At 75.3% G+C, this 20,195-nt stretch carries 18 protein-coding genes and 2 pseudogenes; 10 read left to right on the forward strand and 10 right to left on the reverse strand.

The window, feature by feature from the left end:
- The first annotated feature begins 50 nt into the window (after nt 1-50).
- Nucleotides 51-1,930 (forward strand): annotated as a pseudogene (locus FSW04_RS21865) (hydantoinase/oxoprolinase family protein).
- 59 nt (nt 1,931-1,989) lie between these two features.
- A pseudogene (locus tag FSW04_RS21870) lies at nt 1,990-3,413 on the forward strand (hydantoinase B/oxoprolinase family protein).
- Between the two features lie 3 nt (nt 3,414-3,416).
- On the opposite strand, the gene FSW04_RS21875 reads toward FSW04_RS21870, so the two are convergent.
- The gene (locus FSW04_RS21875; protein ID WP_146922315.1) at nt 3,417-4,481 is read right to left on the reverse strand and encodes a Gfo/Idh/MocA family protein; all 1,065 of its coding nucleotides are present in this window, start codon (nt 4,479-4,481) and stop codon (nt 3,417-3,419) included.
- A gap of 386 nt (nt 4,482-4,867) precedes the next feature.
- On the opposite strand from FSW04_RS21875, the gene FSW04_RS21880 reads away from it, so the two are divergent.
- The 4 genes from FSW04_RS21880 (at nt 4,868) to FSW04_RS21895 (ending at nt 10,586) form a co-directional block, all read left to right on the forward strand.
- Nucleotides 4,868-7,891, forward strand: coding sequence for a helix-turn-helix transcriptional regulator (locus FSW04_RS21880; protein WP_146922316.1), 3,024 nt, complete (start codon nt 4,868-4,870; stop codon nt 7,889-7,891).
- Between the two features lie 33 nt (nt 7,892-7,924).
- The gene (locus tag FSW04_RS21885; RefSeq protein WP_146922317.1) at nt 7,925-8,818 is read left to right on the forward strand and encodes an NAD(P)-dependent oxidoreductase; all 894 of its coding nucleotides are present in this window, start codon (nt 7,925-7,927) and stop codon (nt 8,816-8,818) included.
- Between the two features lie 89 nt (nt 8,819-8,907).
- Nucleotides 8,908-9,633, forward strand: a complete 726-nt coding sequence (locus tag FSW04_RS21890; protein WP_228430637.1) for a DUF1802 family protein — start codon at nt 8,908-8,910, stop codon at nt 9,631-9,633.
- A 56-nt stretch (nt 9,634-9,689) separates the two neighbouring features.
- On the forward strand, nt 9,690-10,586 hold the full coding sequence (locus FSW04_RS21895; RefSeq protein ID WP_187369007.1) for a DUF1152 domain-containing protein: 897 nt from the start codon (nt 9,690-9,692) through the stop codon (nt 10,584-10,586).
- 12 nt (nt 10,587-10,598) lie between these two features.
- On the opposite strand, the gene FSW04_RS21900 is transcribed toward FSW04_RS21895, so the two are convergent.
- The 6 genes from FSW04_RS21900 to moeB all read right to left on the reverse strand — a co-directional run bounded on the left by FSW04_RS21900 (nt 10,599) and on the right by moeB (nt 14,456).
- Nucleotides 10,599-11,120 (reverse strand): zinc ribbon domain-containing protein, encoded by a 522-nt coding sequence (locus tag FSW04_RS21900; RefSeq protein ID WP_146922320.1) that lies wholly within the window; start codon nt 11,118-11,120, stop codon nt 10,599-10,601.
- A gap of 18 nt (nt 11,121-11,138) precedes the next feature.
- Nucleotides 11,139-11,519 (reverse strand): Mov34/MPN/PAD-1 family protein, encoded by a 381-nt coding sequence (locus tag FSW04_RS21905; protein WP_146922321.1) that lies wholly within the window; start codon nt 11,517-11,519, stop codon nt 11,139-11,141.
- A 102-nt stretch (nt 11,520-11,621) separates the two neighbouring features.
- Entirely contained in the window at nt 11,622-11,798 is a 177-nt protein-coding gene (locus tag FSW04_RS21910) for a Sec-independent protein translocase subunit TatA/TatB (protein ID WP_146922322.1), read from the reverse strand.
- A gap of 81 nt (nt 11,799-11,879) precedes the next feature.
- Nucleotides 11,880-12,854: a PLP-dependent cysteine synthase family protein gene (locus FSW04_RS21915; RefSeq protein ID WP_146922323.1), complete on the reverse strand. Its 975-nt coding sequence runs from the start codon at nt 12,852-12,854 to the stop codon at nt 11,880-11,882.
- Nucleotides 12,855-12,968: 114 nt separating this feature from the next.
- Nucleotides 12,969-13,259, reverse strand: a complete 291-nt coding sequence (locus tag FSW04_RS21920; protein WP_146922324.1) for a MoaD/ThiS family protein — start codon at nt 13,257-13,259, stop codon at nt 12,969-12,971.
- A 12-nt stretch (nt 13,260-13,271) separates the two neighbouring features.
- Nucleotides 13,272-14,456: a molybdopterin-synthase adenylyltransferase MoeB gene (gene moeB / locus FSW04_RS21925; protein WP_146922325.1), complete on the reverse strand. Its 1,185-nt coding sequence runs from the start codon at nt 14,454-14,456 to the stop codon at nt 13,272-13,274.
- Nucleotides 14,457-14,731: 275 nt separating this feature from the next.
- On the opposite strand from moeB, the gene FSW04_RS21930 reads away from it, so the two are divergent.
- The 4 genes from FSW04_RS21930 (at nt 14,732) to FSW04_RS21945 (ending at nt 18,115) form a co-directional block, all read left to right on the forward strand.
- Nucleotides 14,732-15,727, forward strand: coding sequence for a sensor histidine kinase (locus FSW04_RS21930; protein ID WP_146922326.1), 996 nt, complete (start codon nt 14,732-14,734; stop codon nt 15,725-15,727).
- Nucleotides 15,727-16,359, forward strand: a complete 633-nt coding sequence (locus FSW04_RS21935; protein WP_146922327.1) for a response regulator — start codon at nt 15,727-15,729, stop codon at nt 16,357-16,359. The genes FSW04_RS21930 and FSW04_RS21935 overlap by 1 nt, the downstream gene beginning before the upstream one ends.
- Before the next feature lie 72 nt (nt 16,360-16,431).
- The gene (locus tag FSW04_RS21940) at nt 16,432-17,487 is read left to right on the forward strand and encodes a hypothetical protein (RefSeq protein WP_146922328.1); all 1,056 of its coding nucleotides are present in this window, start codon (nt 16,432-16,434) and stop codon (nt 17,485-17,487) included.
- Nucleotides 17,488-17,512: 25 nt separating this feature from the next.
- Nucleotides 17,513-18,115 carry an SCO family protein gene (locus FSW04_RS21945; protein ID WP_146922329.1) on the forward strand — a complete coding sequence of 201 codons (603 nt, stop codon included), beginning with the start codon at nt 17,513-17,515 and terminating at the stop codon, nt 18,113-18,115.
- A 21-nt stretch (nt 18,116-18,136) separates the two neighbouring features.
- Here the strand turns inward: FSW04_RS21945 and FSW04_RS26500 are convergent, their stop codons facing one another.
- The 3 genes from FSW04_RS26500 to FSW04_RS21955 are packed head-to-tail and all read right to left on the reverse strand — an operon-like array spanning nt 18,137 to nt 20,177.
- Entirely contained in the window at nt 18,137-18,301 is a 165-nt protein-coding gene (locus FSW04_RS26500) for a hypothetical protein (protein WP_187369008.1), read from the reverse strand.
- On the reverse strand, nt 18,298-19,722 hold the full coding sequence (locus tag FSW04_RS21950; RefSeq protein ID WP_146922330.1) for a fenitrothion hydrolase: 1,425 nt from the start codon (nt 19,720-19,722) through the stop codon (nt 18,298-18,300). The genes FSW04_RS26500 and FSW04_RS21950 overlap by 4 nt, the downstream gene beginning before the upstream one ends.
- Nucleotides 19,719-20,177 carry a hypothetical protein gene (locus FSW04_RS21955; RefSeq protein ID WP_146922331.1) on the reverse strand — a complete coding sequence of 153 codons (459 nt, stop codon included), beginning with the start codon at nt 20,175-20,177 and terminating at the stop codon, nt 19,719-19,721. Before FSW04_RS21955 ends, FSW04_RS21950 begins: the two co-directional genes overlap by 4 nt.
- Nucleotides 20,178-20,195: the final 18 nt, after the last annotated feature.

The following is a 20,195-nucleotide window of genomic DNA, read 5'->3' on the forward strand; positions in this document are numbered from 1 at the left end:
GTGGCGGTGCACGTGCAGCGACCGGGGCGGGGCCGTAAGGTCCCGCCCCGATGCTCCTGGGGGTCGACGTCGGCGGCACCTTCACCGATGCGGTGCTCGTCGACGGCGGCCGGCTCGTCACGGCCAAGGCACCGACGACGCCCGCCGACCAGTCCGCCGGCGTGCTCGACGCCGTCGGCGCGGCGCTGGCGGCCGCCGGGCGCCCGGCCGCCGACGTGGAGGCCTTCTCGCACGGCATGACGGTCGCCACCAACGCGCTGCTGGAGGGCGTCGGCGCGCGCACCGTCCTCTGCGCGACGGAGGGCTTCACCGACCTCGTCGCCCTCGGCCGCCAGACCCGGCCCGAGCTCTACCGCCTGTGCGCCGACCGGCCGGCGCCGCTCGTGCCGCCCGAGCGCCGCGTCGCGGTCCCCGAGCGCATGACGCCCGACGGACCGCTGACCGAGCTGACCGCCGACGCCGCGCGCGTCGTGGCCGACGCCGTGGCGGCGCTCGAGCCCGAGGCCGTGGCGGTGTGCCTGCTGCACGCCTACCGCCATCCGGCCCACGAGCAGCGCCTGGGGGCGGCGCTGCGCGAGCGCCTGGGCCCCGGCGTCCACGTCTCGCTCTCGCACGAGGTCACGGCCACGTTCCGCGAGTACGAGCGCGCCGCGACCACCGAGGTCGACGCCGCGCTGTCCCCCCTGCTGCGCCGCTACCTGCGCCGCCTGGCCGACCGGGCGCGGGAGGCCGGCCTGCCCGAGCCGGCGATCATGCAGTCCAGCGGCGGCCTGGCCGACGTGGGCGACGCGGCGGCGCACGCCGCGCTGACCGTCCTCAGCGGCCCCGCGGGCGGGGCGGCCGCGGCGGCGCTGCTGGCCGCCCGGCTGGGCGAGCCCGACCTGCTCTGCTTCGACATGGGCGGCACGTCGTGCGACGTCTGCGTCGTGGAGGACGGCCGCGTCCGGGCCTCGGCGGGGCGCGACGTCGGCGGCCGGCCCCTGGCCCTGCCCATGGTCGACATCCACACCGTCGGCGCCGGGGGCGGCTCGATCGCGTGGCGCGACGCCGGCGGCGCCCTGCGCGTGGGGCCGCGCTCGGCCGGCGCCGACCCGGGACCCGCGGCCTACGGCCTGGGCGGCACGGAGCCGACGGTCACCGACGCGCACGTCGTCCTGGGCCACCTGGACCCCGCGCGCCCGCTGGCCGGCGACGTGCGCCTGGACCCGGAGGCCGCGCGCGCCGCCGTCGCGCGGCTGGCCGAGGCGCTCGGCCTCCCGACGCGCGGGCCTGCGCGGAGGGCATCGTGCGCGTCGCCACGACGGAGATGGTCCGCGCGCTTCGCGTCGTGACCGTGCAGCGCGGCATCGACCCGCGCGGCTTCGCGCTGCTGGCCTTCGGCGGCGCGGGACCGTTGCACGCCGCGGCGATCGCCCAGGAGCTCGGGATCGCGCGGATCGTCGTCCCCCGCGCCGCCGGCGTGCTCAGCGCGCTGGGGCTGGCGGCCGCCGACCGCCGGCGCGACCGTGCCCGCAGCGTGCTGCTGCGCGGCGCCGAGCTGACCGACGCGACCCTGGCCCGCCTGGCCGGCGACGCCGACGAGGTCACCTGGGACCTGCGCTACGCCGGGCAGTCCCACGAGCTGGCGCTGCGCGGCACCGCGCCTCAGGCCGCGGGGCTGCGCGAGGCGTTCGCCGCGCTGCACGAGGAGCGCTACGGCTACCGCGACGAGGAGGCCGAGGTCGAGCTCGTCACCGTGCGCACCGCCCACGTCCAGGCCGGCCCCGATGTGGCCTGGACCGGCGACGCCGGGCGCCCGGCGATCACCGGTCCGGCGCTCGAGCACCTGCCCGAGGCCACGCTCGTGATCCCCGAGGGCTGGCACGGGCGCACGGACGCCACGGGCACGGTGCTGCTCGAGCGGACCGGCGAGGCGCGGGAGGCCGCGTGAGCCTGGACCCGATCGCGCTGCAGGTCGCCACGGGCGCGCTGCGCGCCGCGTGCGAGGAGATGGGCGCGGTCCTGGTGCGCAGCGCCCACTCGGCCAACATCAAGGAGCGTCGCGACTGCTCGACCGCGCTCTTCGACGCCCACGGCGAGATGGTCATGCAGGCCGAGCACATCCCCGTCCACCTCGGCGCGATGCCGGCCGCGGTCGCCGCCGTCCTGGACGAGGACCACGCCGGCGGCCGTCCGTGGGTCCTCAACGACCCTTCCGCGGCGGCACCCACCTGCCCGACATCACGGTGATCACGCCCGTCCTGGCCGACGGCGGCGAGCTCCTGGGCTTCGCGGCCAGCCGGGCCCACCACGCCGACGTCGGCGGGCGCGTCCCGGGCTCCATGCCGTTCGACTCGCGCACGCTGGACGAGGAGGGCGTGGTCATCGCGCCGCGCGTGCTCGACGCCGCGGCCGTCGACGACCTCGCCGGGCGGATGCGCCAGCCCGCCGAGCGCCGCGCCGACCTGCGCGCCCAGCTCGCGGCCAACCGCCTCGGCGCCACCCGGGTGCGCGAGCTGCACGACCGCCTCGGCGCCGCCGGGCTGCGCGACGCGTTCACCGCCGTCCTGGACTACGCCGAGCGGCGCACCCGGGCCTGCCTGGCCGACCTGCCCGACGGCACCCGCCACGCCGTCGACGTGCTCGAGGGCGTCGACGGCGACCTCGAGCTGCGGGTGGCCGCGACGGTGCGCGGCGACCGGCTGGTGCTGGACTTCACGGGCAGCGCCGGCCAGGACCCCGGCAACCTCAACTGCCCGCTGGCCGTGACGCGCTCGGCCTGCCTGTTCGCGCTGCGCGTGCTCACCGACCCCGACATCCCGCCCAGCGCCGGCGCCCACCGCCCGCTGGAGGTCGTCACCGAGCACGGCACGCTCCTGGACGCCGCACCGCCCGCGGCGGTGGCGGCCGGCAACGTCGAGACGTCCTCGCGCGTGGCCGACCTCGTCCTGGCCGCGTTCGGCCGCGCGTGCGGGCAGGGGACGATGAACAACCTCACGCTGGGCAACGGCGACTTCTCCTACTACGAGACGCTCGGCGGCGGCCAGGGCGCCTGCCCCGACGCCGACGGCCCCAGCGCCGTGCACGTCGCGATGAGCAACACCCTCAACACGCCCGTCGAGGCGCTCGAGCTCGAGTTCCCGCTGCGCGTCGTGCAGTACGCGATCCGGCGCGGCAGCGGCGGCGCCGGGCGCTTCCGGGGCGGCGACGGCGTCGTGCGCGAGGTGCAGGCCCTGGCCGAGATGGAGTACTCGCTCATCACGGAGCGCCGCCGCCACCCGCCACCCGGCGCCGACGGCGGCGAGGACGGCGCCTGCGGGCGCAACCTGCTCGACGACGAGCCCCTGGCCGCCAAGGCGGGCGGGACGCTGCGCCCGGGCCAGCGGCTGCGGATCGAGACGCCCGGCGGCGGCGGCCACGGCGCCGCGGGCTGACGGTCAGCCCACGGCCACGACGCCGCCGCCGGCGGCGCTCTCGCGCGCGGCGTCCAGCAGCCCCAGCACGCCGACCGCCTCCTGCGCGGTGACGGGCGGCGCCGCGCCGTCGCGGATCGCGGCGACGACCCCCCGGTAGTAGGCGCCCCAGTCGCCGCGCACCATCGCGATCGCCACGGCGTCCTCGCCGTCGGCCAGGACGGCGGCCCGGCCGGTCTTGCGCTCCCCGTAGCCCGGGTCGACGGGCGAGATCCCGGCGCGCAGCGCCGGCTCCTGCGGGTCCAGGCCCTCCGAGACGAACGCGGCCCGGTCGCCCAGCACGCGGAAGCGCGGCGCGGCGTGGGCGGCGTGGACCCCGGCCCACAGGTGCGAGCGCGCGCCCGACGCGTGGGCCAGCGCGAGGAAGACGTCATCCTCGACCTGCGCCCCCGGGCGCCGGCGCTCGAGCTCGGCGTAGACCGCGGTGACCGGGCCCAGGAGCTGAACGGCCTGGTCGACGAGGTGGGAGCCCAGGTCGAGCAGCAGGCCGCCGCCGCCGGCCGGGTCGGCGCCCTCGCGCCAGGCGCCGGCGCGGAGCTCCGGTCGCCAGCGGTCGAAGCGCGACTCCAGCCGCAGCACGCGGCCGAGGCGCCCGTGCGCGACGGCCGCCGTCAGCGTGAGGAAGTCGTCGTCCCAGCGGCGGTTGTGAAACGCGCTGAGCATCAGGCCCGCCGCCTGCGCACGGCCCGCCAGGTCGCGCGCCTGGTCCGCGGTGACCGCCAGCGGCTTGTCGACGACGACGTGGCGGCCGGCGTCCAGCGCGGCCTGCGCGAGCGGCACGTGGAAGCGGTTGGGCGCGGCGACGACGACCAGGTCGACGTCGCCCAGGACGTCGTCCAGCGCGTCGGCGGTGCGCGCGCCCGGGTGCTCGCGCGCGACCTGCGCCCGGCGCGCGGGGTCGCGCGTCACGACCGCGGCGAGCTCCAGGCCCTCCGTCGTTGCGATGAGCGGCGCGTGCAGGACGCCGCCGGCGAGCCCGAAGCCCGCGAGCGCGACGCGCAGCGGCCGATCTGGGGGCAGGGCGGCCATGCGGCCAAGCTAGCGGGTAAGGGGTCGGCCTCAGCGAGTAAGGGGTGGCGGGCCTCAGGTCGCTCCGTCCTGCCGATGTGGGGACGTCGTCGCAGGCGCAAGATGCTGTCCATGCTCAATCTCCTCTCCCAGCCTCTCGCCGCGACCCGCGACGAGGACGCCATGCGCGCCGGCCGGAGGACCCGACCCGCGTCGCGCGCGATCCCTCAGCGCGCGGCGACCTTCGGCCTCCTCCTGGGCCGGCGCGCCGAGCGTCACGTCCGGCGCCCTGCGCACGCCTAGATCGCCCGCACGCGCAGGCGTGAGGTCGCTCGTTGACCCCGTTGCACCACCCCTCTGACCCCATCCCCCTCGGCGCGCGACGCGTGCGGGAACATGTCTCCCCCATGCCCGCCCGCGTCACCGCCGATGCCTTCATCGGTCGCCGCCGCGAGCTCGCCGAGCTCGCGGCGGCGCTGGAGCGCGCCCGCGCCGGCCGGGCCGAGCTCGTCTTCGTGGCGGGCGAGTCGGGCGTCGGCAAGAGCCGGCTCGTCGACCACTTCGCCGACCACGCCCAGGCCGCGGGCGCCCGCGTGCTGTGGGGCGACTGCATCGACCTCGGCGACAACGAGCTGCCCTACGCGCCGATCGTCTCGGCGCTGCGCAGCCTCGCGCGCGGCGGCGACCCGGTCTTCGACGCGCTCGGCCCCGCGCGGGCCGAGCTGGCCCGGCTGCTGCCCGAGCTCGGCGCCCCGGCCGAGCTGCTCGTCGAGCCCTACGCCGGCAGTGCGCAGGGCCGCCTCTTCGAGCTGCTGCTGGCGCTCATGCGCGGGCTGTCCAGCGACGGGCCCGTCCTGCTGGTCATCGACGACCTGCACTGGGCCGACCGCTCGACGCGCGACTTCATGGCCTTCCTGGCCCGCAACCTCTGCGACCAGGCCGTCCTCGTCGTCGCCGCCTACCGCGTCGACGAGCTGCACCGCCGCCATCCGCTGCGCCCGCTGCTGGCCGAGCTCGAGCGCTCCGACGTGGCGCGCCGCCTGCCCGTCGAGCGCTTCACCCGCGCCGAGCTCGGCGCGCAGCTGGCCAACATCCTGGGCGCCGAGCCCGACGGCGGCCTGCTCGAGCGCGTCTGGGGCCGCAGCGAGGGCAACGCGCTGTACGCCGAGGAGATCCTCGCGGCCGAGCGCGAGGGCGACGGGACCCTGCCCGAGTCGCTGCGCGAGGCGCTCATGCTGCGCGTCGAGGCGCTCGGACCCGACACGCAGGAGGTCCTGCGCTGGGTCGCCGCGGCCCGCCGCGTCGAGCACGACGTGCTGCAGGAGGCCGCCCCGATCGGCGCGCGCGAGCTGCGAGATGCGCTGCGCGAGGCCGTCGCCCACCACGTGCTGCTGACCCAGGCCGACGGGACGATCGCGTTCCGCCACGCGCTGCTGCGCGAGGCCGTCCACGACGACCTGCTGCCGGGCGAGCGCGCCGAGCTGCACCGGCGCCTGGCGCTCGTGCTCGATGCACGCGTCGGCGAGCACCCGTGCCTCGGGCTCGGCCGCGCCGCCGAGATCGCCCATCACTTCGACGCCGCCGGCGACCAGCCCGCCGCGCTGCGGGCGGCCGTCCGCGCGGCCGAGGCCGCCGAGCGCGTCCACGCCGAGGGCGAGACCGCCGCGCTCTACGAGCGCGCGCTGGAGCTGTGGGACCGCGTCGAGAACGCCGAGGCGCTGGCGGGCTGCGACCACGTCGAGCTGCTGCACCGCGCGGCCCACGCCCACACCCACGACCACGGCCGCTCGATCGTCCTGTCCAAGCAGGCGCTCGGCGAGCTCGACCAGCAGCGCGACCCCGGCCGCGCCGCGCTGCTGCTCGAGCGTCTGGGCAAGGCGCGCTGGTCGCAGGGCAAGGGCGAGATCGCGCTGCAGGCCTGGGACGCCGCGCTCGACCTCCTGCCCGCCGACCCGCCCTCGGAGGAGCGCGCGCGGCTGCTGGCCTCCAAGGCCGCCGGGCTCATGCTGTGGGGCCGCTACGCCGACGGCCTGCTCATGGCCGACGAGGCGCTGGAGGCCGCCGGCGCGGTCGGCTCGCGCTTCGCGACGATGCACGCGCTGAACACGAAGGGCATCTGCTCGCTGGCGACCGACCTCGAGGCCGGCCTGGCCCTGCTGCGCGAGGCGATGGACATGGCGCGGACCGACGGCGAGGTCGACCAGCTCGTGCGCGGCTACATCAACCTGTCCGATGCGCTGCACCTCGCGGGGCGCACCCGCGAGGCCCATGCGCTGCTGGTCGCGGGGCGCGAGGAGCTGCGGGCGCTGGGCCGCCACGCCACCTGGCTGGACCTCCAGCAGGCCGAGATGGCCTACCACCTCGGCCTGTGGGACGAGGCCGACGAGCTCATGCCGCCCGAGCTGGGCCGCGGCCGCCAGGGCATGACGCGCGTGTTCTTCGAGATGCGCCGCGCCGAGCTCGAGCTGGCCCGCGGCGACAACGACAGCGCGCGCGACCGCCTCGACCTGGCCCGCGAGCTCGTCCGCCGCTCCTACGAACCGCAGTGGCACGCGCCGATCGCGTCCCTGACGGCCGGCCTGGAGCGCCGCGAGCGCCGGCTGGACGCCGCGCGCGCGGCGATCCGCGAGGGCCTGGACCGCGTCACCGACACCGGCGAGGTCGAGGACGGCGCCCGCCTGGCGCGGATCCTCGGCGCCGCCGCCGGCGTCGAGGCCGACGCCGCCCAGCAGGCGCGCGACCTCGGGCGCCACGGCGAGGAGGCCGCCGCCGCCGCGGCCGCGGCGGACTACGCGCGGCGCACCCGGGAGGCCGCCGCGCTGCCGTTCGCCTCGCACATCCCCGAGGCGCGGGGCTTCGCCCTGGCGGCCGAGGGCGAGGCGGCCGCGGCGGCCGGCCGGCCCGACCCCGAGCCGTGGGCGCGCGCCGCGGAGCTGTGGGAGGGCATCGAGCGCCCGTTCCGCGCCGGCCGTGCCCGCTGGATGGAGGCCGAGGCGCACCTGGCCCGCGGCGACCGCGCCGCCGCCGAGGCGGCCGCGACCGCGGCGATGGCCGTCGCGCGCGAGCTGCGCATCGGGTGGATGGCCGACGAGGTCGCCGGCCTGGCCCGGCGCGGCCGGCTGCGCCTCCCCGACGGCGTCGAGCCCGGCGCCGCCGCGCCCGCGCCCGGCGCGGCCGAGGCGGCGCGCGACCCCGCGGCCGAGCTCGGGCTCACGCCGCGCGAGCGCGACGTCCTGGCGCTGGTCGCCGAGGGCGCCACGAACCGCGAGATCGGCGAGCGGCTGTTCATGGCCGAGAAGACCGCCTCGGTCCACGTGTCGCGGATCCTGGCCAAGCTCGACGTCCGCAGCCGCACCGAGGCGGCGGCGGTCGCGCACCGGCTCGGCCTCGAGCAGGGGCCCGCCGCAGGACGCCTGGCCGCCGCCGGCTGACCGGTTCGCGCGGCCATGATCTAGGGTCGGGCCATGACGTCCGTGGGCTTCCTGGGGCTGGGGATCATGGGGTCGCGCATGGCGGCCAACCTGCAGCGCGCCGGCTTCGAGGTGACGGCCTGGACGCGCACGGCCGGCAAGGCCGACGCCTGGGCGCAGGAGCACGGCGCCCGCGCGGCCGCCACGCCCGCGGAGGCCGCGGCGGGCGCCGACGCGGTCATCTCGATGGTCGTCGACGGCCCGCAGGTCGAGGCGGTCCTGCTCGGCGACGACGGCGCCGCCTCCGGCGCGACCGCGGGCACGCTGTTCGTCGACATGTCGACGATCGCGCCCACCGACGCGCGACGCATCGGCACCGCGCTGACCCAGGACGGCCACGCCTTCGTCGACGCGCCGGTCACCGGGTCCTCGCCCAAGGCGGAGGACGGCACGCTGACCATCATGGCCGGCGGCGCCGAGGAGGACGTCGCCCGCGCCCGGCCGTTCTTCGAGGCCATGGGCTCGCTGATCATCCACGTCGGCGGGCCGGGCGACGGGCAGCGGATCAAGCTCATCAGCAACTCGGTGGCGGCCGCCAACTGCGTGACGCTGGCCCAGGCGCTCGTGGCGGCCTCGGCCGGCGGGCTGGACCTGGCCCGGCTGACCGAGGTCCTCGGCGCCGGCGCGGCGGCGTCCGCGATGGTCACGCTGAAGGCCGGGCCGATGCGCGAGCACGACTACACCACGCTCTTCAAGACCGAGCACATGCTCAAGGACGTGCGCCTGTGCCTCGAGGAGGCGCAGGCCGCCGGTGTGCCGTTCCCGGCGGCCGCCCTGGCGCGCGACGCGCTGGTCGCGGCGGTCGGCCGCGGCTTCGGAGACGCGGACTTCGCGGCCGTCCTGGAGGTCTTCGAGGGCATGGCGGGCCTGCGCATCGGCGAGCCCTGACCGCACGCCGACGTTCAGAATGAGCGTCTACGCGCCAACTTTTGCGGCCGGAAAGTCGGCCGTTAGCAGGGAGATTTTGGGATCTTCACATGGTGTGTGACAATCTGGGTCCTTCCCGCAGCAGCCTCCGGGGTACCGGTGGAGGCGCGGGATTTCTGTCGTCACTTACCTCTGAACCCCCTCCTATGCCTATTGCGATCAAGGAATGGGCGGTCACCGTCCGCGCCCTCGCCGAGGGTGAGCAGCTCGTCACCCTCCGCAAGGGCGGTGTCGGCGAGCCGAGCCGGAACTTCACGCTCGAGCACGACCGCTTCTTCCTCTACCCGACGTTCGATCACCAGCGCTACGACCTTGTGCGTGATTCGCACCAGCCGGAGCTGCGCCGCGCCCTCGAAGAGGGCGTATGGCCCGATGGTGATCCGCCGCTGCACGCGCTGACCCGCGACGGCGGCATCGGCCAGCCCGACCGCGTGCGCATCCGCGCATGGGCCGAGGTGGCCGCCTCATGGACGATCACCGACCCGCGTTCGGTCGGCGAGCTGTCCCCGTACTACGTGTGGACGACCGACTACGCCGAGAAGCGCCTGGCGTGGAAGCGTCGCCACCCCCTGCATGTCGTCCTCCTGCGCACCTACCGCATCCCGCGGCCGGTCACTGTGCGGGTCAAGGACGAGTTCGGCGGCTGCCGGTCGTGGCTGGAGATCACGCGCGACCTGCCGTTCGAGGGCACCCCGGTGCTCTCCGACGACGAGTTCGACCGGGCGTACGAGCAGATCGCCGAGATCTGCGACGCGCGGGTCCCGGCGCTCGCCTGAGCGCGCCGGCCGACACTGAGGCGTCCGCGGAGCATCGCTGCTCCGCGGCGCGCCGCGTGCTCGTCATCGGCATCGGCGGTGGCGGTGACGTCGCCGGCGCCCTCGCGGCGGCCGAGGCCATCCGCGCGCTGGGCACCGAGGCCGTCGTCGGCGGCATCACCTGGGAGCGCCGCCCGGTCGATCCGCTGCCCGGTCCCCGCCGGCTGGACGAGATCATCGGGGCCGAGGTCCTGCACGAGGCCGTCGCCCTGGCCGCCCCGGCGACCACCGGACCCGGCGGCTTCCGCTTCTGCGAGGCCGACATGGCGGCCTTCCTCGGCGAGCCGACGGTCCTGGTCGATCCCAACCCCGGGCCCGCGGCGATCGCGGCCGGGCTCGACGTCGCCGCCCGGCATCTCGGCTGCGACCTCGTCGTGCTGCTCGACGTCGGCGGCGACGTCCTGGCCCACGGCCACGAGCCGGGGCTGGCCAGCCCGCTGGCCGACGCCACGATGCTCGCCGCCGCGCCGCGCATGGCGACGCCGGTGCTCGGGGTCGTGTTCGGCGCGGGCTGCGACGGCGAGCTGACCCCGGCCGAGGTGCGCGAGCGCCTCGCCGAGGTGGCGGCCGCCGGCGGGGACCTCGGCGAGCTCGCGCTGCCCGGCGCCGCGCTGGACCGGGTCGAGGCCGCGCTGGCCGTCGTGACGACGGAGGCCAGCGCGATGGCGATGCGCTGCGCCCGCGGCGAGACCGGGGTGGTGCCGATCCGCGGGGGGCGCCGCAGCGTGCCGCTCACGGCCGACGGCGGGCGCCTGTCGTGCTTCGACCCGGTCGTCGCGATGGGCTCGGCGGCACGCCTGGCCGCCGCCGTCGCGCAGGCCTGCAGCCTGCAGGATGCCCAGGCGATCCTCGCCGCCCGCGGCGTGCGCACCGAGCTCGACTACGAGCGCGACGCCGCGGCCGCCACCGGCTGACGCCGACGCCGCTCAGACCAGCAGCTCGGTGCCGATCCAGGCGATGAGCGCCACGACGACGAGCGCGGCGACCAGCCCGAGCAGGATCCGTGACGGGGCGTCGATGCCCGCGCGCGCCCGGGCCGAGCGCCCGTCGGGGGCGGGCAGCAGATCGGCCTGCAGCAGCACCTCGCGGGCGGTCTGCACCCCCGACCGCGGCACGAGGACGTCGCGCGGGCCGGCGGCCAGCATGTCGGGCACGTCGAAGCCGCGGGAGCGCCGCAGCATGGACGGGACGCCCTCCTCGAGCAGCATGCCCTGGATGAGCTCGGCCTCGGCCTGGTGGCGGCCGCCGGCGACCCGGACGAGCTCGCCCTCGCTGAGCTGGGGCTTGATCTTGCGCGCCCGGGCGTGCGCCTCGGTGACCACGGCGTCCGCGCCGCGCGGGCCGGGGTGGACGAGCGGCATGCCACAGGCCGCGCAGAAGCGCTCGTGCAACGGGTGCGCGGTCCCGCACGAGGGGCAGACGAGCGCCGCGGGCTCAGGCCGAGCCATGCGCGCTCCCGCCGCCCATCAGCCCTCGACCTGGACCTCGGCCTCGCTGACCTGGCCGTCGGCGATCCGCCAGTTGCGGACCTCGGGCTCGTCGCCGGCGACGCCGATGATGAGCCACTCCATGCCGGGCCAGTTGGCCGCGAAGTTGATGTCGGTCTGCGACGGGCGCGGGGCCGATCGCGTGTGGGAGTGGTAGATGACCGCCTCCTCGACCTGCCCGAGCGCCAGCACGTCGGCGGGGGCGAACTCGAAGCGCAGCGGGCTGTGCGCAGTGTTCTGCACCGGCACGACGTCGACCGCGCGCCCGTCCCGGAGCACCACGAACCCGCAGCACTCCACCGGCGCCTCGCGCCGGGCGTGGTCGACGATCTGCTGCAGCAGGGCGGGCGCGATCTTCATCGCGTCAGACCCTAGCGAGCGCGCCCGGCCACCCAGCGCAGCACGAAGCCGCCCGGCGTGCCGCCGGGGCGCCGCGGCGCTCGCCGCACGGGCGAGGCCGCGTCACTCGCTCTTGATCGCGGGCTTCTCGTCGTCGCGGTGCTCGCCGTTGATCGAGTCCTTGAACTCGCGCATGCCCTTGCCCATGGCGCGGCCCGCCTCGGGCAGCTTCTTGGGGCCCAGCACGATGAGCGCGATGACGAGGATGACGATCAACTCGGGAAAGCCGATTCCGGGCATAGATGCAGTCTCTCAGGGTCGGGTTGTCGTGAGACTAAGCCAAAGCGACAGCGTGTGTATCGGCTCTCGGCTGCCGGATCCTCACCACCACACCGTCGACTCGAGGTTCTCGACCTCGTCGACGGGCAGCGTGTAGATGCCGGAGGACAGGTACTTCCAGCCGTCGTCGCAGACGATGAACACGACGTTGCCCTCGTCCATCTCGCCCGCGATGCGCACGGCGATCGACGCGATGGCCCCCGAGGAGACGCCCGCGAAGATGCCCTCGTCGTCCAGGAGCCGGCGCGTCCAGATGATCGCGTCGCGGTTGGTCACGAAGATCTTGCGGTCCAGGACGGAGAGGTCGATGATCGGCGGGATGAAGCCGTCGTCGAGGGAGCGCAGCCCTTGGACGGGCTCGCCCTGCATGGGCTCGGCGGCGACGATCTTGACCGCGTCGCCCAGCTCCTCCTTGAAGCGCCGGCCGTTGCCCATCAGCGTGCCGCCCGTGCCCAGGCCCGCCACGAACGCAGCGATCTGGCCGTCGAGCTCCTCGAGGATCTCGGGCGCCGTGCCCTCGTAGTGGGCGCGCGGGTTGGCCGGGTTGCCGTACTGGTAGGGCATGTAGTACGACGGGTCGGACCCGGCCATCTCCAGCGCCATGGCGACGGCGCCGTTGGAGCCCTGGCTGCCGGGCGAGTACACGATCTCGGCGCCGTACATCTTCAGCAGCTGGGTGCGCTCGGGCGTGACGTTGTCGGGCATGACCACCTTGAGGCGGTAGCCCTTGCGCTTGGCGATCATCGCCAGCGAGATGCCGGTGTTGCCCGAGGTCGGCTCGAGGATCGTGGTGTCGGGCCCGATCGCGCCCTTCTCCTCGGCGTCCTCGATGAGCGCCCGCGCGACGCGGTCCTTGACCGAGCCCGTCGGGTTGAACGACTCCATCTTGGCCCAGATGCGGACGCCCGGCTTCGGCGACAGCCGCCGCATCTCGATGAGCGGCGTGTTGCCGATGGCCTGGACGATGTCGCTGTAGCGACCGCCGCAGGGCCGGTTCTTCAGAGGCGGGAGACCCATACTTCACGAAATATAGCGCTGCGCCGCAGCACGCCTGAAGGCCTCACACACCGGCACGACCACGCCGCCGGCACCCGCGGGACCCGCCCCCTGGGCGGACGCTCGCCAAGGAGCTCATCGCCCTCCGGGCGACGCCCCTCCCGCCATGGCCGGCAGGATCACCAGCACGTCGCCCTCGCCGACCCCGGTGGTCAGCCCGTCGAGGACGCGGACGTCCTCGTCGTTGAGGTAGACGTTGACGTAGCGGTTGAGCTCGCCGTCGGCGCCGAAGAGCTGGCCGCGGGTGTCGGGGTGCGCGGTGGCCAGGCCCTCGAGCACCTCGCCGACGGTGCCGCCGTCGGCCTGGACCTCGCGCTCGCCGCCCACGGACGGGCGCAGCACGGGCGGGATGCGGATCGTCGCCATAGGTCGTGGACCCTAGCCCGCCGCGGCGCAGAACGCCTCGTAGTCGGGGAACACGCCGAGCTCGTCGTCGGTGATCGACTCCGGCTCGCGCGAGCAGATCGGGCACTCCGGGTCGCGGCGCACCTTCAGCTCGGTCGTCGTCGCACCCAGCGCGTCGTAGATCAGCAGGCGCCCGATGAGCGGGTCGCCCTCCCCGATGATGAGCTTGATGACCTCGGTGGCCTGCAGCAGGCCCATCGTGCCGGGCAGCACGCCCAGAACGCCGTTGGCGCCGCAGGACGGCGCCAGCTCGGCCGGAGGCGGCTGGCGGAACAGGCAGCGGTAGCACGGCCCGTCGTAGGGGGCGAAGACGCTGAGCTGGCCCTCGAAGCCGAGGATCGCGGCGCTGACGACCGGGATCTTCAGCCGCACGGAGGCGTCGTTGAGCAGGTAGCGCGTCGGGAAGTTGTCGACACCGTCGACGACGATGTCGTAGTCCTTGATGATCTCGACGATGTTCGATGCGTCCAGGCGCGCCTGGTACTTGCGGACCTCGACGTCGGGGTTCAGCGCGTTGATGGCCTCCTCGGCGCTGTCCACCTTCGGCACCCCGACGCGGCCGGTCGTGTGGATGATCTGGCGCTGGAGGTTGGAGAGGTCGACGACGTCGTCGTCGACGATGCCCAGCGTGCCGACGCCGGCGGCCGCGAGGTACAGCGCGGTCGGCGAGCCCAGGCCCCCGGCGCCGAGCAGCAGCACCTTGGCGTCCAGGAGCTTCTGCTGGCCGTCGACGCCGACCTCGGGCAGCAGGAAGTGGCGGGAGTAGCGCTGGCGCTGCTCGGGTGTGAAGGCGCGGGGCACCTCGACGGCGTAGCCGCGGTCCTTCCACAGCGTGTAGCCGCCGGTCATCGACTCGACGTGCTCGTAGCCCAGGTCGTCGCGCAGCGTCTTGGCCGCCAGCGCGGAGCGGTTGCCCGAGGCGCAATAGAGGATGACCCGCTGGGAGCGGTCGGGCGCCGCGCCCTCGATGCGCGACTCCAGGAAGCCGCGTGGGACGTGGTGGGCGCCCGGCAGGTGGCCGGCGTCCCACTCGTCGCTCTCGCGGACGTCCACGATCACGGCCTGGTCACCGCCGGTGACCTCGCTGACGGCCGACGGGTCGACCTCGTCGATCTGGGCCTTGACCTGCTTGATGAACTCGGCGCCGGAAGGGCTCACTTGCTAATCACCTGAACGTCGGTCGGGATTCCAACTTCAGAAAGTGTAGCGACCGGCGCGCGGGAGGCGCGGGGGGTTCGCCGACCGCCCCTCCGGGGTGCCCCCCGGCACCGGAGAGACGGTCGCACGATCCCACCGCGAAAGGGCCACCGCGGCGCCACGAGACCATGTGGCGCCCCTCGGATCAGGAGGGAAGGTCGGTGGATGTTCCGGGACTTGCTGCACGAGGAGTATCGGGTTGGGCGGCAGCGACCGATATGGGGTGAAGACCCCAAATGCGCCGACCCACGCTCGCGACCCAGATCCTGGCGGTCAACGCCCTCCTCATCACCGCCACCGGCCTGGCCGCGGTGGCGGTCGCCCGCCTGTCGCTGGAGGACGTCGTCGGCCGCCGGCAGGCCCTCGTGCTCGTCGCCGGCATCCTCGGGGCCGTGCTCGTCAACGGCGTGGTGCTGCGGCGCCGCTTCGCCCCGCTGGACCACCTCATCGACGTGATGGAGCGGATCGACCTCACGCGGCCCGGCGTGCGGGCCGAGATCCCCGGCGCCGACTCCGAGGACGTCATCCGCCTCGTGCAGGCCTTCAACCGCATGCTCGGCCGCCTGGAGGACGAGCGCACCCGGACGGCCGCCGCGGTGCTCCAGGGCCAGGAGAGCGAGCGCGCGCGTCTCGCGCGCGACCTGCACGACGAGTGCAACCAGGCGCTGACCGGCGTCCTGCTGCGCCTGCAGGCCACGATGCAGCACGCCCCCCAGGAGCTGCGCGCCGAGCTGCAGGACACCAAGGAGGTCGCCGCCGCCGCCATGGAGGAGCTCCTGCGCCTGGCCCGCGAGCTGCGCCCCGCCGCCCTGGACGACCACGGCCTGCACGCCGCGCTGCGCACGCAGGCCGAGCGCTTCGCCGAGCAGACCGGCGTCCCGGTCGAGCTGCGGGTCTACGACGAGCTGCTCGACATCCCCGAGCACGAGCAGACCGTCGTCTACCGCGTCGTGCAGGAGTCCCTGTCCAACGCCGGGCGCCACGCGCAGGCCTCGCGCGTCGTCGTCGAGCTCGGCCGCGACCACGGCCGGCCCGTCGTGCGCATCGCCGACGACGGGGTCGGCTTCGCCAGCCTCACGGGCGACGGCATCGGCCTCGTGGGCATGCGTGAGCGCGCGCGCCTGGCGCACGGGCGCCTCGAGGTCCAGTCCGTCGTGGGCCGCGGCACGACGGTGGAGCTGCGCCTGGACCGCGACCTGTGGGCCGCCGAGACCGAGCGTGAGGCCGCCTGATGCGCCTGCTCATCGCCGACGACCACGGCGTGGTGCGCAGCGGGCTGCGGCTGCTGCTCGAGCGCCAGGCCGACATGGAGGTCGTCGCGGAGGCCGGCGACGGCGCCGAGGCCGTCCAGCGGGCCATCCAGGAGCGCCCCGACGTCTGCATCCTCGACGTCTCGATGCCCAAGCTGACCGGGCTGCAGGCCGCGCGCGAGATCCGCGCCCAGGTGCCCGACAGCGCGGTGCTCATCCTCTCCATGCACGACGACGACCGCTACCTCTTCGAGGCCCTGAAGGCCGGCGCGGGCGGCTACGTGCTCAAGAAGGAGGCCGACGAGTTCCTCGTCGACGCCGTCCGCTCGGTCCTGCGCGGCGAGCCGTTTCTGACCAACGCCGCCCAGCGCGCACTGGTGCGCGAGTGGATGGCCGACGACAGCGCCGGCCCGGTCGAGCCGCTCACCCCGCGCGAGCAGGAGGTCCTCAAGCTCATCGCCGAGGCCCACACCAACCGCGAGATCGGCGAGATCCTGCACCTGGCCGAGAAGACGGTCGAGTCCCATCGCGGCAACCTGCTGCGCAAGCTGGGCATGCGCGACCGCGTGGAGCTCGTCCGCTACGCGATCCGCCGCGGCCTGATCGAGCCCTGACCGCGGCCCTCGGCCGGCCGTACGCGGGCCTCTCGCGACGCCCGCGGGGCCGATGGGTCATCCTTGGGGGTGGTGAGCGAGCAGCAGCAGGATCACGAGAGCGCCGTCGCGGCGCAGCCGGCCGGCGAGCCGGCCGCCCCCACGGCACCGCCCGTCCCCGCCCCGGAGGAGCCCACGGTGCCGCCGGCGGCCGTCCCTGCGCCGGATCCGGTCGCCGACGCCCCGGCCGCGTCCGAGCCTGCGCCCGGGCCCGAGCCCGCTGCGGCGTCCGAGCCCGAGCCCGTCGTGGGCCCGAAGATCGTCGTGGGCCCGAAGATCGTCGGCGTCATCGAGGAGAAGCCGCTCCCGGTCGTCAAGAAGCGCCTGCAGGAGAAGCCCAAGCGCGAGCCGCTGCCCTGGCCCGAGCTGCGGGCCGCCGTCGCCGCGACCCGCGACGACCTCGATGTCGCCGAGCTCAAGGAGCTCTTCCGCCTGTTCCCGCAGAAGCTGCGCGACGAGGTCACCGAGAGCGTGCGCGGCTTCCAGAAGGGTGCGCGGCGCCCCGTCTCCCAGCACGCCGCCAAGCAGCTGGCCCGTGCGTCGCACACCGCCCGGCGGATGAAGAAGAACTCGCATCCGAGCTCCGAGGTCGGCGAGGCGCTCGGCCAGGCCATGGCCGCCGAGCTCATCGCGTCGCTGGAGCCCGAGAAGGCCGCCCAGGTCATCCTCCCCAAGCGCGACCTGCTCGAGCGCGAGGCGCGCCAGGCCCACCGCCGCGCCCGCGACGAGGAGGACAGGCGCCGCGACGAGCAGCGCCGCAAGCGGCGCGAGGACGCCCGCTCCTCACGTCAGCAGACCTCCTTCGGCGAGTTCTCCGGGGCCAAGATCAAGGGCCTGGACGAGATCGCCGCGCTGTTCCAGCAGCCCGGCGGCGACCCGGAGCCCGAGCCGGAGGCGCCCGCTCCCGAGGCCCCCGAGCCCGCTGCCGCCCCCGAGCCCGCTGCCGCCCTCGAGGCCACCGAGGCCACCGAGGCCACCGAGGCCCCCGAGGGCCAGGCGGTCCCGGCGCCCGAGCCGGACCCCGCCCCCGAGGCCGACGCCGCGCCCGGCGCCGCCGAGGCCGCGGCGCCGGACCCCGACGCGTCCTGAGCCGGACGCCTACCCTCTGAGGCGCATGCCGGCCCGCGCCCGTCTGACGCTCCTGCTGACCGCGAGCCTCGTGCTCGTCGCCGCGCTGGCGATCGTGGTCTTCGCGGGCTCGGGCGGCCACGAGCGCTCGGGCAAGGGCTTCGAGGGCTCCCTGCGCCCCGAGGGCATCCCGCCGGCCGACTTCTCCCTGCGCGACCAGGACGGCAGGACCGTCAGCCTGGCGGCCTACCGCGGCCGGCCGGTGATCCTCACGTTCATGTACTCGACCTGCAAGGACACGTGCCCGCTCACGGCCCAGCAGATCCGGATCGCGATGGACGACCTCGGCCACGACGTCCCGGCGCTGGCCGTCTCCGTCGACCCGGCCAACGACACCGAGCTCAACGCGAAGCGCTTCCTGCTCCAGCAGCACCTCAGCGGACGCATGCGGTTCCTGATGGGCAGCCGCGCGCAGCTGCAGCCCATCTGGAAGGCCTACGGCATCGAGCCGCAGGGCAAGAAGTTCGACCACTCGGCCTACGTGCTGCTCATCGACGCGCGCGGCGTCCAACGCATCGGCTGGCCCGTGTCCCAGCTGACGCCCGAGGGCCTGGCGCATGACCTGCGCCTGCTCGGCGCCGCGGCCTGAGCGCCGCGCGCCCGGCCGCGCTCAGACCGGACGGCCCTCGTCGGGCTCCTCGTCCTCGCCGCCGCCCGAGCGCCGGTCCTTCCAGCTCTGGTAGCCCAGCGCGCCCACGACGACGGCCACGGGCGCCAGGTACAGCAGCCCGGCGATCCAGTGGCCCGCGTGGGCCACGATGAGCAGCGCGGTCATTGCTGGGCGGCGGCCGACAGCAGCCACAGGCCGAGGGAGGTGAACGCCACCATGACCGCCAGCATCCAGTACTGCGAGCGGGTCGCGTCGCGCACGCGGTCGAAGACGGCCAGCGCCCGGTCGTGGGCCAGCGTCAGGCCGGCCACGTGGCCGAGGACGAGCGCAGCGACCTGCACGTACCAGATGCCCGTGGCGCTGATCCACGTGTAGTTGATCGTCCACGAGCGCGTGCCCAGCAGGTCGGAGCCGTGACCGAGCGGGTCGGAGAGCAGGGCGCCCAGCGCCTGGCCCTGGTAGGCCAGCAGCGAGAAGTAGTGCGCCACGACGTAGGCCAGTGCGATGGGGACCAGCGTGTGGGCGAAGGAGGGCGCCAGCTCGGACGCCGGCCGGCGCCGGCCGACGGTGTGCATCCCGGCCACGCCCAGGCGGTACAGGAGCCCGATGAGGGCGACCATGACGAGCATGCCCACCGTGCCCGCCCACTCCAGCGCGTGCTCGGCATTGAGCCCCAGGTCGGCGAAGAAGCTCTGCAGGTGCGGGACGATCGAGTTCCACAGGCGGCCCTGCGAGAAGCCGTCGAAGCTCGTCGTGCCGATCATCGTGCACAGCAGCGCGACGGTGCCCGCAACGGGCGTCAGCGACGGGACGCCGCCCAGCGGCGGCCGGCGCCACAGCGCACGATCGTGCCAGTGCAGCGGCGAGACGCAGGCGAAGAGGCCGAAGTAGACGCCGAAGGCGTCGCCGCGCCGCGACCACGCCTCGACCCCGTAGAGGCTCTGGCCCACGAGCTGCACGGCGGCGTAGGCGACCGCCATGATCGCCAGCTTCGTGGGGTCGTCCTTGTTGGCGTAGACGAGCTCGACCCAGGCGAAGACGAGGATGCCCACCACGGCCGGCCAGCGCCCCAGCGCCGGCGGGTAGGGCAGCGGGTCCAGCCCCGCGTCGGCGCCGCCGAGCCGGCGGCTCGCCCACCCCACGGCCTTGCCGACCGCCAGCCAGGGGTTGAACGCGCGGAAGACGTCGCCGAGCAGCGCGGAGGCGAACGGGAACCCGACCCAGAACAGGACGTAGATGACGGTCGGCGCGAGGTTGGCGGTCGCCGACTGCGTCCCCGCGAAGCCCGCGTAGACCGTGAGGGCGAACGCGGCGACGCCGACCATGCCGGCCAGGACCTCCAGGATCCGCGGGACGCCGGCGACGCGGTGCTCGACCACGTGCTGCAGGCGCGGGACGGCCCACAGCACCGCCAGGCCGACGAACGAGGCGACGAGCACCACGGCCGCCGCCCAGGCGAACAGCCAGCGCGGGATCGGCAGGTCCTGCTTGCCCACCAGGCCGTGGGCGGAGGCCGCGGCGGGCAGCGCCAGCGCGGCGGCCGTGACGAGCAGGGCGACGCGCGCGCCGAGGCGCGCGCGGCTCACGGGGTGACCTCGAGCTCGGCGATCTGCGTGGCGTGGCCCTCGAGCTCGACGACGAACCGGCCCTCGATGCGCCCGGGGATCGTGAAGCTCGCCGAGCCGCCCTGCCCCACGTCGGCGTGGACGTCGTAGCCGTGGACGTGGATCTCGTCGGCGGTGTCGGAGCGCACGCGGAAGCGGATCGTGTCGCCGCGCGTGAAGCTCAGGCGCTTGACGCCGCCCTTGGGCCTGGCGTCGACGACCTGGACGACGGGGATCGCGGGCGCCTTGGGCGCGGTCTGGGTCGTCGCCGCCGGGATGGTCGCACCGGTCGTCGCCGGCGCGGGCCTCGCGACGGCGACCTCGGGAGCCGTCGCCGTGGCCGGGGACGAGTCGTCCGATCCGCGGGCCACGACGAAGGCCACGACGAGCGCGACGACGGCGAGCACGAGGATCGCGATCCGGGCGCGGGGCGTCATGGCCCCACACCCTTCCAA

Origin of the sequence: Baekduia soli (assembly GCF_007970665.1) — a bacterium.
Taxonomy (GTDB): Bacteria; Actinomycetota; Thermoleophilia; order Solirubrobacterales; family Solirubrobacteraceae; genus Baekduia; species Baekduia soli.

Coding starts and splice junctions, on each gene's coding strand:
- FSW04_RS26500 (WP_187369008.1), bottom strand. CDS start 18,301: ATGACCGCGCTGCTCATCGTGGCCCACGCGGGCCACTGGATCGCCGGG.
- FSW04_RS21910 (WP_146922322.1), bottom strand. CDS start 11,798: ATGCCCGGAATCGGCTTTCCCGAGTTGATCGTCATCCTCGTCATCGCG.
- FSW04_RS21900 (WP_146922320.1), bottom strand. CDS start 11,120: ATGGCTCGGCCTGAGCCCGCGGCGCTCGTCTGCCCCTCGTGCGGGACC.
- FSW04_RS21920 (WP_146922324.1), bottom strand. CDS start 13,259: ATGGCGACGATCCGCATCCCGCCCGTGCTGCGCCCGTCCGTGGGCGGC.
- FSW04_RS21945 (WP_146922329.1), top strand. CDS start 17,513: ATGCCGGCCCGCGCCCGTCTGACGCTCCTGCTGACCGCGAGCCTCGTG.
- FSW04_RS21955 (WP_146922331.1), bottom strand. CDS start 20,177: ATGACGCCCCGCGCCCGGATCGCGATCCTCGTGCTCGCCGTCGTCGCG.
- FSW04_RS21930 (WP_146922326.1), top strand. CDS start 14,732: ATGCGCCGACCCACGCTCGCGACCCAGATCCTGGCGGTCAACGCCCTC.
- FSW04_RS21915 (WP_146922323.1), bottom strand. CDS start 12,854: ATGGGTCTCCCGCCTCTGAAGAACCGGCCCTGCGGCGGTCGCTACAGC.
- FSW04_RS21885 (WP_146922317.1), top strand. CDS start 7,925: ATGACGTCCGTGGGCTTCCTGGGGCTGGGGATCATGGGGTCGCGCATG.
- FSW04_RS21875 (WP_146922315.1), bottom strand. CDS start 4,481: ATGGCCGCCCTGCCCCCAGATCGGCCGCTGCGCGTCGCGCTCGCGGGC.
- FSW04_RS21880 (WP_146922316.1), top strand. CDS start 4,868: ATGCCCGCCCGCGTCACCGCCGATGCCTTCATCGGTCGCCGCCGCGAG.
- FSW04_RS21890 (WP_228430637.1), top strand. CDS start 8,908: ATGGTGTGTGACAATCTGGGTCCTTCCCGCAGCAGCCTCCGGGGTACC.
- FSW04_RS21935 (WP_146922327.1), top strand. CDS start 15,727: ATGCGCCTGCTCATCGCCGACGACCACGGCGTGGTGCGCAGCGGGCTG.
- FSW04_RS21905 (WP_146922321.1), bottom strand. CDS start 11,519: ATGAAGATCGCGCCCGCCCTGCTGCAGCAGATCGTCGACCACGCCCGG.